Here is a 14013-nt window from a genome sequence, read left to right on the forward strand (position 1 = left end):
TGAGGTTGGTGACTTGTCGCCTAGCCTGTACAGGCGTTATTAGGCCCATTGGAGAATTAAAATGACACAAGAATTGTTGAAAACCCCACTTCATGCGTTACATGTTGCTGCTGGCGCAAAAATGGTTCCTTTTGCTGGTTACGATATGCCTGTTCAATATGCACTAGGGGTGAAGAAAGAACACTTGCATACTCGTGATGCTGCGGGGCTATTCGACGTTTCTCACATGGGTCAGCTTCGTTTACGTGGTGCGGATGCGGCGAAAATGTTGGAATCTCTAGTACCAGTAGACATTATTGATCTGCCAGCAGGTAAACAGCGTTATGCGTTTTTTACTAATGAGCAAGGCGGTATTATGGACGATCTGATGGTCTCTAACCTAGGCGATCATCTATTTGTTGTTGTGAATGCGGCATGTAAAGAGCAAGACATTGCACACCTTAAAGCGCACCTTCCTGAGTCAGTAGAAATGGAGATTATTGACGATCGTGCTTTACTTGCACTTCAAGGACCTAAAGCTGCTGAGGTGTTAGCTCGTATTAACCCTGCAGCTGCAGATATGGTGTTCATGGACGCTCAAGTACATGAGATTTTAGGTGTTGAGTGCATTGTAAGCCGTTCTGGTTATACAGGTGAAGATGGTTATGAGATCTCAGTTCCTGCTGATAAAGCAGAAGAGCTAGCCACGAAACTAACGGACTTTGAAGAAGTTGAGTGGATTGGTCTAGGTGCTCGTGATTCATTACGTCTTGAGTGTGGTCTATGTTTGTATGGTCACGACTTAGATACAACCACAACACCAGTGGAAGCGAGTCTTCTGTGGGGGATTAGCAAAAACCGTCGTACTGATGGTGAACGTGCAGGTGGCTTCCCAGGTGCTGATATTATTCTTGAGCAAATCATTACTAAAGATGTTACTCGTAAGCGTGTGGGTTTAGTGGGTCAAACAAAAGCACCAGTACGTGAAGGTGCGAAGTTGTTTGATGCCGATGATAACGAAGTTGGTATCGTAACGAGTGGTACCGCAGGTCCGACAGCAGGTAAGCCTGTTTCCATGGCGTATGTACGTGCAGATTTAGTGGCGGCGGGCACTGAGTTATTTGCAGAAGTGCGTGGTAAAAAACTGCCAATGACAGTTGAAAAAATGCCATTCGTTCCACAGCGTTACTACCGTGGTTGATGTGAATCGATAAGTTTGTTAAAAAGCCCATTGAGTTTATGCTCAGTGGGCTTTTGTTTAGTTCCAATTAATTGAAATTCAGGTGTTCTTGTATTATTGCTCGGTTTCTTCCGGTGTTTTCCAAGCTTTTGTATCCCAAAGTGGGACGGTAGATAAGCTGTGCTTGTAGCTGCCTTCTGTCTCTTTGGTGCTGTACGATAAGTACAATAACGATTGCGATTTAGCATCGTAAATACGACGAATTTTTAGTGATTTAAAGAGAATACTTTTTGATTTTTTAAAGACAACTTCGCCAGATTTAGAGGTATCGATTTGCTCTATCATGGCCGGAGTAATTTCGCCTGTTTGTCGGCATGAAATCCCCATGTCTGATGGATCAGCAAAATCTAAGTCGGCTTCTACATTAGAAATATGGCAGGTAACACCGGTGACTACCGGATCATTTAATACTTCAATTTTGATGTCTTTCGTGGTGAACATGCCTAAGGAGACATTCCCCACCTCATTTCGATCACAACCACTGATAGCCAGTGTCAGTAAGCCTGTTATGGCTAATTTTTTTAACATGACATGATCCTTATAAATAAAAGCGCAGTAGGAAGATTTAGCGAGAGTTTACCATAAGTGGTAGTTAGTTCATGTTCATATCTTATTGTTTCAGCGCTAAAAAGACAAAAGGATAAACTCGCACTAATTCTATGTTTGCATACACTTATATAGTGTTTAGGTGATATGGCAACAATAAGATTGTATGTATATTTGAGGAAAATTATGAAATCCAGCGTAAAAAGAAGGGTAGTTGGGGCATTAGCTGTGTCTATTGTCTTTTTAGCCATCGGCCTTTTTGTGGTTTTACGTCAGTTATTAATGCCAGAGCTTGAGAGGCTGGAGTCACACCGCTTTAAGCAAAATACACAGAGTATCTTGCATTTTATTCAGCATAAGAGTTCCGATCTGTATGCCAATGTAAAAGATTGGGCAACGTGGACTGCGATGTACGAATTCGCAGAAGGAAATAACGATGCTTTCGTTATTAAGGAGCTGTCACTTTCCACTTTGAATGTATTAGAAATTGATCTAATGGTGATTTTTGATGATGAGGGGAATGTATTGTGGCAGCTTGCGCAGGATAGCCGTGGAGATGTTATTGAAGACATTGAAGGAATAGAAACCTTCTTACAGGATAACCATAAAAGAATGGGTTTTCAGAATATGATGTCTTTGCCTTTTATGTATGGGTTTCATCCGATTAGTGACAGCTCCGGTTTGAAGGTGAGCAATGGAACCTTGTTATTTGGGGTGGAAATTGATCAGGATTTTCAAGATAGAATTAATGATGTTAGCCAGTCTAACTTTGAATTTTACCCTGTAACTAAAGATAACCCAGCATTAAACAGTGACGGCAGAATAAATGGCTATCAATATCGGCTGACGAGTGATGAGAAGAAAAATGTCTTATTAGAGCTTGTGATCACAAATGAAGCAAAGGAGCCAGTATCGGTACTCGCTCTTAGGGACAAATACCTTGTTCTTGAAGTTTTTCAAAGTGGTTTAGCGATGGTTTATTTTGCATTGTTTATTTGTGGGGTGCTTTCTATTGGGGTTTCTTATCTGATTTTATCTCGGCAAGTGGTTTCGCCTATTGTGCTTTTAACACGAAAAATGGAGCAAATGAGTCAGAGTAATGAACTTAATATTATAGAGTTTCCTGAGCGTGAAGATGAGATTGGTCAGCTTTATTGTAAGTTTAATAACATGATTGAGTCTGTAAACATTTATCAAAAAAATCTAGAGGAAGTCTCAGAATATCATGAGCTTGCAAGTTATACAGACCCATTAACTCAAGTGAATAACCGACGCTACCTTGATGTTTACATGAGCCGAGTATCTGAGAAAATTTTGCATAAAGACCTTGATAAGGTATTAATGATCATGCTGGATTTAGACTATTTTAAAACGGTGAATGATAAGCATGGTCATGATGCCGGGGATGAGATTTTAAAAAGCTTTGCTCAATTACTTGCTCTTGATTGTCGTGAAAAAGACATGGTTTTCAGGCTAGGTGGTGAAGAGTTTTTGATTGTGGCATCAAACATTAATGCCGAAGAGGCAAAATCCATGGTATCAAGGTTACTTGCTCGGATCGAGAATCACTGCTTTTGCCTTTCATCAGGCCAGAGGTTGAAAGTTACTGCTTCCATCGGTTTATGTTGGTATCCGTATAATGATTCTTGTCACCCTTGGAGTGACAGTTTAACTCAAGCAGATAAAGCGTTGTATGAGGCGAAAGAAGCAGGTCGCAATCAGTGGCGGGGGTATTTCCCGAGTGATGTGAAAGGTCAGCAGCATTTGGTATTAAAGTCTTCTGCGGGCTAAAGGGTTTTAAGGTTATGTTGCATAATAAAGGAAATTGAAATAACCGTAATAATGTTAGTAAGTTACCCGGCTAATGTGATACTTATTCCGCTTTTGTTTCTATGGGCGAGAAACAAAGGAATGACCGTACAATTGTATGTATCTGGTGTAGAATAATATTATCTGAAGGTAACAATGCTTAATCAGTGAACATAACTGAATGTATGTGAGCATTTTGAGAGGGTATATGATCCGTAACTTAATGATAATTGGTGCTCTTGTTATGGTATTGGGTGGTTGTTCTTCAACACCGACACCGACCATCTGTGTTCCGGATTTTTGTGATATTTGGGCTAAATAAGCGGTTTTATGTTTAAAACTATCTTATAATCCTGCGCTAACAAAAAAATGGGTATTATTTAATGAAAATTTGTGGTGTAGAACTGAAAGGCAACGATGCGATTATCTGTCTATTGTCTCAATCTGATGGCATGATGGATCTACCTGATTGTCGTGTTGCTAAGCTATCAATTGAGAATCCGTTAGAAACTCAGTCTATTCGTGATTTCCAGTTCTCATTTGCGAAATTAATGGAAGATTACGGTGTCGAAAAAGTCGTGATCAAAGAGCGTCTGATGAAAGGCAAGTTTGCAGGTGGTGCAGTTGGCTTTAAATTAGAAAGTGCGATTCAATTAATTGATCGTGTGGAAGTGCACACAATGAACGCAGCAGACTTAAAAGAAAGTTTGAAGCGTACACCGCCTCAAGTTCGTGTGAAAGATGTAGGTTTAAAGCACTACCAACAAGATGCATTTGAAACGGGTTTTGCATTCTTAAACATGCGATAAGTGTGTGAATGCTTAAGGAAAGGGATGACTTTGGTCGTCCCTTTTTTGTAGCAGTTGTGATCCGGATTGTGAACTTCTTATCTGAGTTTGCCATACTCGTTAGACGAATGAGTAAGGAGGGTAGTGACGTGCAATTTAAGCAGTTTATTTTTGGATTAGGAGCATTATGCGTAAGCCAATTTACTGTGAGTGCCGAGTTTTCACTACCAGTCGATGGCAGCTTGTTAGTGGGAAAACTACAAACCCACCAAGTAAAACAGGGCGAAACTTTTGCTCTGATTGCTAAAGAGTACGATATTGGCTTTCTCGCATTGATGGCGGCAAATAAAGGTGTGGATCCTTTCTTGCCTGAAGAAGGAGCCTTTTTAACCATCCCTACTCAATTTATTCTGCCAGATGTGCCTCGAACAGGTATCGTGATTAATCTTTCTGAGTTACGTTTGTATTATTTTCCTCCGAACACTCAAACCGTTCATGTTTTTCCTGTTGGCATCGGCAGAGTTGGTCGTGATACACCAGAAATGCACTCTCGAATCAGCCAAAAAATTCCGAATCCAACGTGGACGCCACCTAAATCCATTCGTGAAGAATATTTGAATGATAAAGGTGTTGAGCTTCCTGCGATTGTACCTGCGGGCCCTGATAACCCGCTAGGAGATTTTGCTTTGCGGTTGTCTTATGGGCAAGGGCAGTATTTAATCCACGGAACTAATAAAGACTTTGGGATTGGTCTACGAGTAAGCTCGGGCTGCATTCGTATGGAGCCTAAAGACATTAAGTGGTTGTTTAATGAAGTACGAAAAGGCGAATCTGTCAGGATTATTAATACGCCACTGAAATTAACCTTAGAGCCAGACAGAAGTGTTTATATTGAAGCTCATGAACCGCTAACAAGACATAAAGGTGTGAAAACCGAATTAGAGATGCCAATAGAATTGAGTTGGTGGTTAAGTGAATATGAATTACCAGATGCAAGAGCCCAGGCGGCCATTCGTGTTCAAGCTGGGGTTCCCATTGAAATTGCGCACCCTGCGTACGACTAACCGCAGGGTGCGCAAATCATTATTTGGTATACGATGTTGCGATTCTATCTATTCGTTTATTCGCTCGGGTGGCTTCATCGTAAGATTCTTTAACCATCATCTTAGTGCTGCTCACATCGGATGACATCTGGCTATGCTCAGATTTCATATCATTGACTTGATTTGTAAGCGACTGAACTTGGCTGCTCAGTTCATCAATTTTATTCACTAGTAGTTGATCTTGAGACTGCGTGCTTGCAGGGCTTGAGCAACCCGATAAAGCGATACCTGCACCAAGACCTAACACTACTAACCACTGGTTTTTCATAGATCACTCCTTTCTAGAGTATTAGTTTTATTCCTCATAAATATAGTCTGAAAAATTATAAAAATGCGTACACTGGTTCTCACTTTATGGACTTTCTGCCATTTTTTCTAAAAATTGAAGTCGTTTTAGCTCGTTTTCAGAAGGTTGATAAGGCTCGTCACTTAATAAAGAGAGAGCAATGCTTTCGATTACGTAGCTGTCTTGCTGGCTCGTTCCATATTCAGTTAACTCTCCAGGGCTGGCTGACCTTTTTTCGAGTTGAAAGGTAGTGAGCTCATAAGGGCCTTCATGATTATTTAAAACACTTTTATGCACCTTTAAAGGGAGAGTTTGTATGCCTTGGTCGAGTTTTTCTTGCCCTGTTAAAATCGCAATAGGCTGATTTTTTTGGGAGTATAAATTGGCTCTAAGGCGGTATAAACCAGCTTTAGTAACGTCGAGACTAACAGGTATCACAATGTCTGCTTCATCTGGGTATCGTTCATCTACCGAAACAATTTCCGCTACGGGGCTGACATATTGAAAGAGGGCAGTAATTGGTTGTTTACTGCTTAGTTCATTAATACTGACTTTTAAGATTAACTCTGTCGGCCATGCTTGATCACCCGCTATTGTCGTTTGCCCACTTCCTTGAGTGAGGGAGAGGGGTTGAGTGAGTAAGATTTCGTTTTTGATTGAGTTTACTAGTTCGACGGTGGCTGAGTGATGATCGTCATTTGAACTGTGTAGAGTAAATTGAATTGGTTCTGGGAAAATAAATCGAAACTTAGACAGAGCTAGAGATAACGAATCTCCATTCTTTAATGGAAAAGAGACAGGAACAAAGTGGTTAGGTTTTAGCAGCCCCTTGTCTTGAATAGACAGTGGTTTTGAATAGGGAGGGAAAGTAATTTCTTTCGCATAGGCATCAGCAATCACTTTACTTTGTGTTCCTAGCTGAAGTGATTCAATGTGATTTTGTGTGGTGTGAGGCTCACTTTTTGGTTTTTTATGTGGTGTCACTGGATCTGTGTCTGCTATTGGGTTTACTGAGCGAGTCTGTTGTGGGGTTGCCACTTTTGGTTGATGTTCTTCTATTGGCGGTGAGAACAGAAAATAAACGGCGATAACAGCAGCGATAAAAGTGAAGAAGAGAGCAAGCAGTCGTTTTTTCATGAAGCCTCGATAAGGTTAATGAAGTTAATCAATGGTGGAGTAGTAGAATATCGATTTATTAACGCAGCCTTTTATAGTATAAGCTCGGCTCAAACTAATTTAAGTACATAGGAAACCGCTGTAATGTCTAAATTCTTCTATAAAGGCCGCATTGAAACCCGAGAGCAAACGAAAGGTTTCGGTTATAACACTAAGCGTGCAGCGAAGTTAGGAACTGTGGATTCTCCTTTAGTTTTAGTGGTGAACTCACCAGAAAGAAAAGTGGAAATTGAAGCCATTTTAGAAGAGCACGCTTTGGTTGCTGACATTGAGCTAAATTCTGAAGCCCAAGAGAACATTGTTGCGTTGGAAACAATGCTAAATAAGCCAAAAACAACAACATTTGAAAAAACACCAAACCGTAATGATCCTTGCCTTTGTGGTAGTGGTAAGAAATATAAAAAGTGCTGTGCTAAATAATCTTTGAACCGCAAATGGTAAAATGACCATGCTACAGAGCATGGTCACTTTATGGTGGTTAATTTAATGCGTTAACGACCGTTTGAGACATGGCTGTATTCTCGGAATCGATCACATAACGATAAGTAGAGCGAGAGAACCAACCTGATTCCACATCTTTAGTGTCAAAAGATAAGGTTTTACCATCACTAAATTGTGCAGACGAAGAGGCCACAGTGAGTTTGCCTTGTTGTTTTGGCGCAATAGTTCCGTTATGGCTATAGTCTTCGCCCATTAATAGTGGGTAATGGTAAGGCATGAAAGCGCTGACGGCATTGGATTGCAATTCTTGCTTGCCATCAAAAGCCGTTGTGGTTGAACAGCTACCAAAGCTACCAGCTTCAGTTGCACCACAAGCTGAGTGACTAGAAACCACACCATCATCATGACCCGGCAAGAAACCTCCTGTCGCGCCAAAGAAATCAGAGCCATCACCTACAAAACGCAATCTTGGTACTTGTGAACTTGGGAAGGGTGCAAGCTGCCGGGCAGTGTTTACTCGTAAATCATTTAATACACCAATGTTACCTTGTGTTGGTGTTTCCCCAAGCCATAAAGAAAGTGCCCAGCGAAGTGATGCATCTACCGCACCGCTACCTTCAGTCACGTTATGAGCCAAGTCAGCTAGCTCAGAGCCGCCACCAGCGCCTGCAAAATCGAATGTTGCGACGATATTTAATGGCTCTAATCCGGCGTTAGTTAACCAGTTAGCTTGATTGTCGATAAGGTAACGAGTGACGAGGTCACCAGTAGAGTGAGTCACAAAAATACATCCAGACTGACAGGTTCCATCTTGAGAGAGTTTTTTGATTTTTGGCCAGATGTAATCGGTCGCAATTTTACCGGATATGCGTTCGTGTGAAGGCCAGTCTAAGCGCTCATCAGCGAATGAATCCCAGTACGCTTGCCAATAAGCTTGGCCGTTACTGGTAACTTTATCCGTATTAGGTTTACTTGAAAGATCACCAGCCTGAAAGCCATGAACTAAAACAACGGGGTACCCATTCAGGGCAGCACTTGTGGAAAAAGAGCAAAGAGATAAAAGCGGGAGAGCAATGGCTAACTTTGTGGATTTTTTCATAGTTAGTTCTCTTGTTCGTTGTAATTGATTGATATATTTGTGTAATGGTTAAGAAGCAACCATAGCTTAGAGTTTTGGCTCTATGAAAGGCGAAATAGAAGGAAGTTTGATCTAAGTTGGATAAATGAAATGTAACAAAAAATTCAAATATGAAGCTGGATATACTGCTATCGGTTTAATATTGACGCACTCGAAAGCAGTATATTCTACTTTTTATTAATGGGTTACGGTGACTTCGTAAGAGGAGAATTTACGGATGTTAATCACACCAGTATCAAAAATTAAATACTGACCTTTAATGCCTTTCAAGGTGCCATTGACGACAGGTTCTTTATCAAAATTGTGAGAAACAATTTTGGTAGGAAATTCAGTTACTGGGTAGTTAATCTCCACAATTTCAGCGTTTAAGCGTTCGATAGAGCCTTCCCCAAACCGTAGTTCGAGTTCATCAAGATGTGATTCAATCTGAGGAATCAGCTCTGCGGCATGGGTATTAAGGTCCTGTGGTGCAGAGTTTTGTTTTAGCAAAGTACGCCAATTGGTTTTGTCGGAGATCAGTTTCGCCAGTTCAACTTCAATTAAGCCAGATAGGTAGCGGTTGGTTACTTTGAAGATCGGTAAACCTTGGGTGGCCCCTTGATCTATCCAGCGGGTTGGAACTTGGGTGTGACGAGTGATCCCCACTTTAATGCTGGAGGTATTTGAAAGGTAAATGTAGTGATCCACCATGCAGTTTTGTTCTCCCCACTGTGGCTCACGGCAAGTTCCTTCAGCGTAATGGCATGTTTCAGGTTTCATTATGCACATATCGCAACTCGCCAGCTTTTTCATACATACAAAACAGTGACCTTGGGAGTAGCTTTTTTTGGTTTTCTTTCCACATGAGCAGCAAAAGATATTGCCAGTGTGAGTTAATGTTATCTCTTTACCTATTAGTGGGTTCAGAGGAATGGAATGTTCTCCGACAGGTAAGTTGTATTGAACTTCACCTGAAAGAGATGCCGTCATTTTTTTAAGTGTTCCAGTGTAAATATTGCTCATCATTTTTATCTTTTTAGAATTCTACTTGCATTGTATCAGAGCAATAGAAAAGAAGAATACGGTAAAAGTAATACGCCAACATATTTTATGTTTCAGTTGAAAATAAGTAGGAATAATAGCAATTGGTTGCATAAAGGGATGAGCAAACTTTTGTCTTTTAGATAAAATCAAATAAATTGAAATTATTTGTAATATTTAATTATGTTTCTCGGTCTGATGCGTTATTGATATAAGAGATAGTTGTAAAATTAATAATAAAAAAGAGATTGTAAAAAACACCAATTATAAAAATATATTTTAATATTTTCATAACACAGTGATACTAAATTAAGTTCATTGGTGTGAATTAAAAGCACCATTAAGTTTTGTGTTGTATTTATTATTTTAATACAAGCCAATTACTTTCACTGGTTATAAGTACTTATTATAAAATGAAAAATTAGCTCGTTTTATTGCTGCTTAACTAATTGTATATAGAGGGAATTATTCATGGGTATGCCAGATACACCTAATAATCGTAAGCTGTTTTCTGAGGCGGCTTGCTTATATAAAATTGCATTTGCTAGTGCAGAGAGAAAATGCAGTGGTGCAAAAGTCAGGTATATCTCTCAGTTCTCTTTTTTGTGGGGGGCTTTGGGTACCGCTGGATATGATAAAGGTTTTTGGTCGGGGGTGTGTGCAGGGTTATCTATTGAGTGGATTAAAGCCAATATTGATGGTCGAAACTACGTTGAAGAATTATATGAGCATCAGCTTAAAGTATGGGGATTTAATATTAGCGGGCCTAATAATGAAGAAACAGACATTCAGCCGATGTCCCAAAAAGTTCAGAAGTCTCATGAGAGTCAAAACAATTTAGATAGAGCTTTGAGTGGTTATAGTAAAGAAGTGTCAGAGGTAAAGGTTGCTTATCCATACAGTAATTTATCAGGCTGTATAAAAAGTGGTTTTTATTATTATATTTCGAGTGGAGCTCATGCTATCGCAGCTTATAGCAGTAAAGGAAGAGTCCATTTTTATGATCCAAATGTGGGTGAAATGTCGGACGCAACCATCACTGCTTTTAGAAGCTATTTACAAGAAATCACAGAAGCCTCCTTTAAAGCACAGAACAAATCAGAACAAGAGACAAGAGAAGGACTAAGTAAGAAAAAACTAACGATTCATAAAATGCAATCCATTAAAGCTTAAATTCTGCCTTTGAGTTCCCGATTGGAGCTCTTAAACCATTAACTACTAAACCGAGCTTTTAGGTTCCTAAGAGTAGCTTTACCCCATTTATATTTAAGTAAATGGGGTCTTTTTATGTATGTTCAAACATTTGGTGGCGAGATACTTTGCTAATAAACAACCTGATAGGGGGAGTCGAGCTAAGAAAGCGTGTTATATCTTTTTCTGGTGCCTTAAGTGCTTGTAACTGCGAAATTAAAGTAAAAAATTAAGAAGTGTGATCTTTTTCAAGATCAAAAAATGATCGAGCAATTGTGAGGTTATGGAATGCTTTAGTAGATTAAGTATCTATATTATTGTAATTAATTATAATTATTGTGCATTTAAATCTATACTTATCTGCCTTGTTTTTGTTTTTTATGGAGGGGATATGTTGAGTTACGTCTTATACTTGCAAAATATGTTTCACCCCGTAAGGTGTCAAAAACATCGTACTGCTATGAACATACTTTACATAATTACGGTAACAAGAAGTACAATATGAACAGACGTTACACTTCAGTAGAGCCAGAGTTACACCAAGTAATACGAAGCTATTTTTTGATTGTGACTATACCCGCTGTTGCGTCAGTTACGATTTTTGCTGTGATGGCAATATGGGCTTATAAGCATTTATCACACGATCTTGAGCAGGACTTTGAGCAGTTAGCGAATTCGGTTGTGATGTTTATGCCTGATGAGTTCCATAAAAATGTACTTCTTGAGAAAACCGATCACAAAGAGTTAACTCAAATTCAGCGTAATACCGCTAGATATTTACTGCTTGCGGAGCTAAAAAATTTATTTACTGTCATTCCTAATAATGATCATTTTATTTATGGCGCAGGGAGCTTATTGGGGGTTAACCATAATGAGCTATACCCTGCAAAAGAGGGGATTACAGAGTTGTTTCGCACCGCCGTGAAGGTCGGGAAGCTACAATATTATGATCTAAGTGATGATACAGTACGTGTTGTTATTCCAACTGTGTCTAATGATGTGGATACTGCTTATTTAATAGTGGCAGATGTACCATCAGACACTCTTTTTATGCCTCTAAAACAAGTGCTTGCTTTGTCGCTGGTGTTTGGCACCATATTTTTCCTCTCTCTTCTATTGGCTTTGCATAAGGTGAATGCCGCGACCCAGAAGTACGCTTTGTCTGTTAATCGAAATCTGCGCAAGAAAACCGAAAGCTTAAGACAAACGAATCGCAGTTTAGAAAAGCTGAGTATGACCGATGAATTAACAAAAGCACTAACTAGAAGAGGTTTTTTTGAACGGGTTGCACAAGCCGAATTGCATCGCAATAAACCATATGGCGTAGTTATGATAGACGTCGATCATTTTAAGTCTTTTAATGATCGTTATGGTCATCAAACAGGCGATGAAGTGCTTTTTAAAGTGGTACAAATCATTATTTCTGAGTTACCGAGCTCGGGCTTTATTGGTCGGTTTGGCGGGGAGGAGTTTGTTGTGTATTTTGATCCACAGTCGTGGGATGAAGTTGAAGAGTTGAGCTCTCGTTTGGTTTTCTCTATACGAACCATTGAATTGGACATTAATGGTCAACAGCCAAAAGTAACAGTGAGTGCTGGTGGCTGTTTTGCTGCCCCTAATACTGAAATTGATGAAGCGATCAGAATGGCCGACGAATGTCTATACCAAGCGAAAGACAATGGCAGAGATCAGTCGGTGGTGGATATTGGAACGTTAATGCCTGTGACGTGCTAAGGTCAATCATTTTTAAGTTCTTTGTTTTAAAGCCTTAGAGGCGGTTAATGAATTATGGTAGACTGCGCGACTGAATTTGTTTTTTTGTCTTCTGTCATTACGAAGACACGCTGTTTTTGGAGTAACCTTTGCATTTTAAAGACCTAGGGCTAGATAATCGCCTTCTTAAAACCTTAACTCACTTTGATTTTAAAAAAGCAACAGAGATTCAGCAAACAGCCATTCCTGTGGCTATTGCTGGTAAAGATTTGCTTGCATCATCTAAAACGGGTTCAGGAAAAACTTTGGCGTTTGTTTTACCTATGCTGCATCGCTCGTTGAAAAACAAAGCGTATTCACGCCGTGATCCTAGGGCGGTTATTCTGGCTCCTACTCGTGAGCTGGCAAAGCAAGTATATGGTGAATTAAAAACCATGTTAACTGGCTTAACATATGAGTCTGCACTGATTTTGGGTGGTGAAAACTTTAACGATCAAGTTAAAGCGCTAAGAAAATATCCTCGTTTTATCGTGGCGACTCCTGGCCGTTTGGCGGATCACCTTAATCACCGCTCTCTATGCTTAGATAGCCTTGAAATGTTGATCTTAGATGAAGCCGACCGTATGTTGGATCTTGGTTTTGAAGATCAGCTTCGTCAAATTAACGAAGCGGCAAGCCACCGTCGTCGTCAAACTTTGATGTTCTCAGCGACGCTTGATCATGCGGAAGTGAACGACATTGCAGCTGAAATGCAAACGGCACCAAAGCGTATCGCAATTGGTTTGGCGAATGATGAGCATAAAGATATCACTCAGCGTTTTTACCTATGTGATCACCTAGATCATAAAGAAGCGATTCTTGAGCGTATTATTGAAGAAGCAGAGTATCGTCAGCTGATTATCTTTACTGCAACTCGTGCAGATACCGATCGTTTGACCAAAGAACTGAACGAACGTAAGTTAAAAGCCGTTGCATTAAGTGGTGACATGAACCAAACCGCTCGTAACAACATCATGAGTCAGTTCGAACGTGTGGTTCACAAAATCTTGGTAACCACAGACGTTGCATCACGCGGTTTAGACTTAACGAGTGTGACTCACGTTATTAACTTTGATATGCCAAAGCATACTGAAGAGTATGTTCACCGTATTGGTCGTACAGGTCGTGCTGGCAACAAAGGTACAGCGATTTCTTTAGTGGGGCCAAAAGACTGGGTTAGCTTTAAGCGTGTAGAGGCATTCTTACAGCAAGATATTGAGTTCTCTGTTCTTGAAGGCTTAAAAGGTAAGTTTAAAGGTCTAAAACCTAAACCGAAGAAAACGTTTAAGAAGAAGCCTAGCCACAAGCCGACTGCGAAAAAGCAGGCTGCACCGAAAAGCAAAAAGCCGAAGAAGCGTGATAACACCTTCTATAAAACAGTGGCTGTGGGTGATGATGTTTTCATGCCAAAGAAAAAGCCAAAACCAGCAGAAGAGTAAGTTAGCTTTTATTTAGGACAATTGATAACGCGGCTGATGTAAAAATCAGCCGCGTTTTTTGTACGAGTAATAAAAAAGCGCTGAGTAAATACCCAGCGCTTTTCT

At 40.0% G+C, this 14013-nt stretch carries 13 protein-coding genes; 8 read left to right on the top strand and 5 right to left on the bottom strand.

Annotated elements, in window-relative coordinates; genetic code table 11:
- Window positions 1-61: 61 nt before the first annotated feature.
- Complete coding sequence (gene gcvT, locus MHO82_RS01715; RefSeq protein ID WP_239182119.1) at window positions 62-1180, top strand: glycine cleavage system aminomethyltransferase GcvT; 1119 nt, start codon at window positions 62-64, stop codon at window positions 1178-1180.
- A 93-nt stretch (window positions 1181-1273) separates the two neighbouring features.
- Here the strand turns inward: gcvT and MHO82_RS01720 are convergent, their stop codons facing one another.
- The gene (locus MHO82_RS01720; RefSeq protein ID WP_239182120.1) at window positions 1274-1747 is read right to left on the bottom strand and encodes a CreA family protein; all 474 of its coding nucleotides are present in this window, start codon (window positions 1745-1747) and stop codon (window positions 1274-1276) included.
- A 204-nt stretch (window positions 1748-1951) separates the two neighbouring features.
- Between MHO82_RS01720 and MHO82_RS01725 the strand changes: the two genes are divergently transcribed.
- The 3 genes from MHO82_RS01725 to MHO82_RS01735 all read left to right on the top strand — a co-directional run bounded on the left by MHO82_RS01725 (window position 1952) and on the right by MHO82_RS01735 (window position 5426).
- Window positions 1952-3556, top strand: coding sequence for a diguanylate cyclase (locus MHO82_RS01725; RefSeq protein WP_239182121.1), 1605 nt, complete (start codon window positions 1952-1954; stop codon window positions 3554-3556).
- 401 nt (window positions 3557-3957) lie between these two features.
- Complete coding sequence (locus MHO82_RS01730) at window positions 3958-4383, top strand: DUF3010 family protein (protein WP_239182122.1); 426 nt, start codon at window positions 3958-3960, stop codon at window positions 4381-4383.
- An 8-nt stretch (window positions 4384-4391) separates the two neighbouring features.
- The gene (locus MHO82_RS01735) at window positions 4392-5426 is read left to right on the top strand and encodes a L,D-transpeptidase family protein (protein WP_239182123.1); all 1035 of its coding nucleotides are present in this window, start codon (window positions 4392-4394) and stop codon (window positions 5424-5426) included.
- A 19-nt stretch (window positions 5427-5445) separates the two neighbouring features.
- Here the strand turns inward: MHO82_RS01735 and MHO82_RS01740 are convergent, their stop codons facing one another.
- Both MHO82_RS01740 and MHO82_RS01745 read right to left on the bottom strand, forming a co-directional pair.
- Window positions 5446-5733, bottom strand: a complete 288-nt coding sequence (locus MHO82_RS01740; RefSeq protein ID WP_239182124.1) for an Lpp/OprI family alanine-zipper lipoprotein — start codon at window positions 5731-5733, stop codon at window positions 5446-5448.
- A gap of 84 nt (window positions 5734-5817) precedes the next feature.
- Window positions 5818-6888 (bottom strand): hypothetical protein, encoded by a 1071-nt coding sequence (locus MHO82_RS01745; RefSeq protein ID WP_239182125.1) that lies wholly within the window; start codon window positions 6886-6888, stop codon window positions 5818-5820.
- Between the two features lie 123 nt (window positions 6889-7011).
- Here MHO82_RS01745 and MHO82_RS01750 point away from each other — a divergent pair, with 123 nt between their 5' ends.
- Window positions 7012-7347 (top strand): PBPRA1643 family SWIM/SEC-C metal-binding motif protein, encoded by a 336-nt coding sequence (locus MHO82_RS01750; RefSeq protein ID WP_239182126.1) that lies wholly within the window; start codon window positions 7012-7014, stop codon window positions 7345-7347.
- Between the two features lie 58 nt (window positions 7348-7405).
- Here MHO82_RS01750 and MHO82_RS01755 read toward each other — a convergent pair whose 3' ends face one another.
- Window positions 7406-8467, bottom strand: a complete 1062-nt coding sequence (locus tag MHO82_RS01755; RefSeq protein WP_239182127.1) for a hypothetical protein — start codon at window positions 8465-8467, stop codon at window positions 7406-7408.
- 216 nt (window positions 8468-8683) lie between these two features.
- Entirely contained in the window at window positions 8684-9508 is an 825-nt protein-coding gene (locus MHO82_RS01760; RefSeq protein ID WP_239182276.1) for a DUF2797 domain-containing protein, read from the bottom strand.
- Window positions 9509-9997: 489 nt separating this feature from the next.
- Here MHO82_RS01760 and MHO82_RS01765 point away from each other — a divergent pair, with 489 nt between their 5' ends.
- The 3 genes from MHO82_RS01765 (at window position 9998) to MHO82_RS01775 (ending at window position 13908) form a co-directional block, all read left to right on the top strand.
- Complete coding sequence (locus MHO82_RS01765; RefSeq protein ID WP_239182128.1) at window positions 9998-10699, top strand: YopT-type cysteine protease domain-containing protein; 702 nt, start codon at window positions 9998-10000, stop codon at window positions 10697-10699.
- Window positions 10700-11218: 519 nt separating this feature from the next.
- A complete protein-coding gene (locus MHO82_RS01770; protein WP_239182129.1) occupies window positions 11219-12451 on the top strand; it encodes a GGDEF domain-containing protein in 1233 nt (410 codons plus the stop codon).
- Window positions 12452-12579: 128 nt separating this feature from the next.
- Window positions 12580-13908, top strand: a complete 1329-nt coding sequence (locus MHO82_RS01775) for a DEAD/DEAH box helicase (protein WP_239182130.1) — start codon at window positions 12580-12582, stop codon at window positions 13906-13908.
- Window positions 13909-14013: the final 105 nt, after the last annotated feature.

The sequence above is a fragment of the Vibrio sp. Of7-15 genome (assembly GCF_022347565.1).
Taxonomy (GTDB): Bacteria; Pseudomonadota; Gammaproteobacteria; order Enterobacterales; family Vibrionaceae; genus NORP241.

Excerpts from the sequence above, each read along its gene's own strand:
- MHO82_RS01750 (WP_239182126.1), top strand. The coding sequence starts at position 7,012 with ATGTCTAAATTCTTCTATAAAGGCCGCATTGAAACCCGAGAGCAAACG.
- MHO82_RS01755 (WP_239182127.1), bottom strand. The coding sequence starts at position 8,467 with ATGAAAAAATCCACAAAGTTAGCCATTGCTCTCCCGCTTTTATCTCTT.
- MHO82_RS01735 (WP_239182123.1), top strand. The coding sequence starts at position 4,392 with ATGCTTAAGGAAAGGGATGACTTTGGTCGTCCCTTTTTTGTAGCAGTT.
- MHO82_RS01720 (WP_239182120.1), bottom strand. The coding sequence starts at position 1,747 with ATGTTAAAAAAATTAGCCATAACAGGCTTACTGACACTGGCTATCAGT.
- MHO82_RS01765 (WP_239182128.1), top strand. The coding sequence starts at position 9,998 with ATGGGTATGCCAGATACACCTAATAATCGTAAGCTGTTTTCTGAGGCG.
- MHO82_RS01770 (WP_239182129.1), top strand. The coding sequence starts at position 11,219 with ATGAACAGACGTTACACTTCAGTAGAGCCAGAGTTACACCAAGTAATA.
- MHO82_RS01760 (WP_239182276.1), bottom strand. The coding sequence starts at position 9,508 with ATGAGCAATATTTACACTGGAACACTTAAAAAAATGACGGCATCTCTT.
- gcvT (WP_239182119.1), top strand. The coding sequence starts at position 62 with ATGACACAAGAATTGTTGAAAACCCCACTTCATGCGTTACATGTTGCT.
- MHO82_RS01745 (WP_239182125.1), bottom strand. The coding sequence starts at position 6,888 with ATGAAAAAACGACTGCTTGCTCTCTTCTTCACTTTTATCGCTGCTGTT.
- MHO82_RS01725 (WP_239182121.1), top strand. The coding sequence starts at position 1,952 with ATGAAATCCAGCGTAAAAAGAAGGGTAGTTGGGGCATTAGCTGTGTCT.
- MHO82_RS01740 (WP_239182124.1), bottom strand. The coding sequence starts at position 5,733 with ATGAAAAACCAGTGGTTAGTAGTGTTAGGTCTTGGTGCAGGTATCGCT.
- MHO82_RS01730 (WP_239182122.1), top strand. The coding sequence starts at position 3,958 with ATGAAAATTTGTGGTGTAGAACTGAAAGGCAACGATGCGATTATCTGT.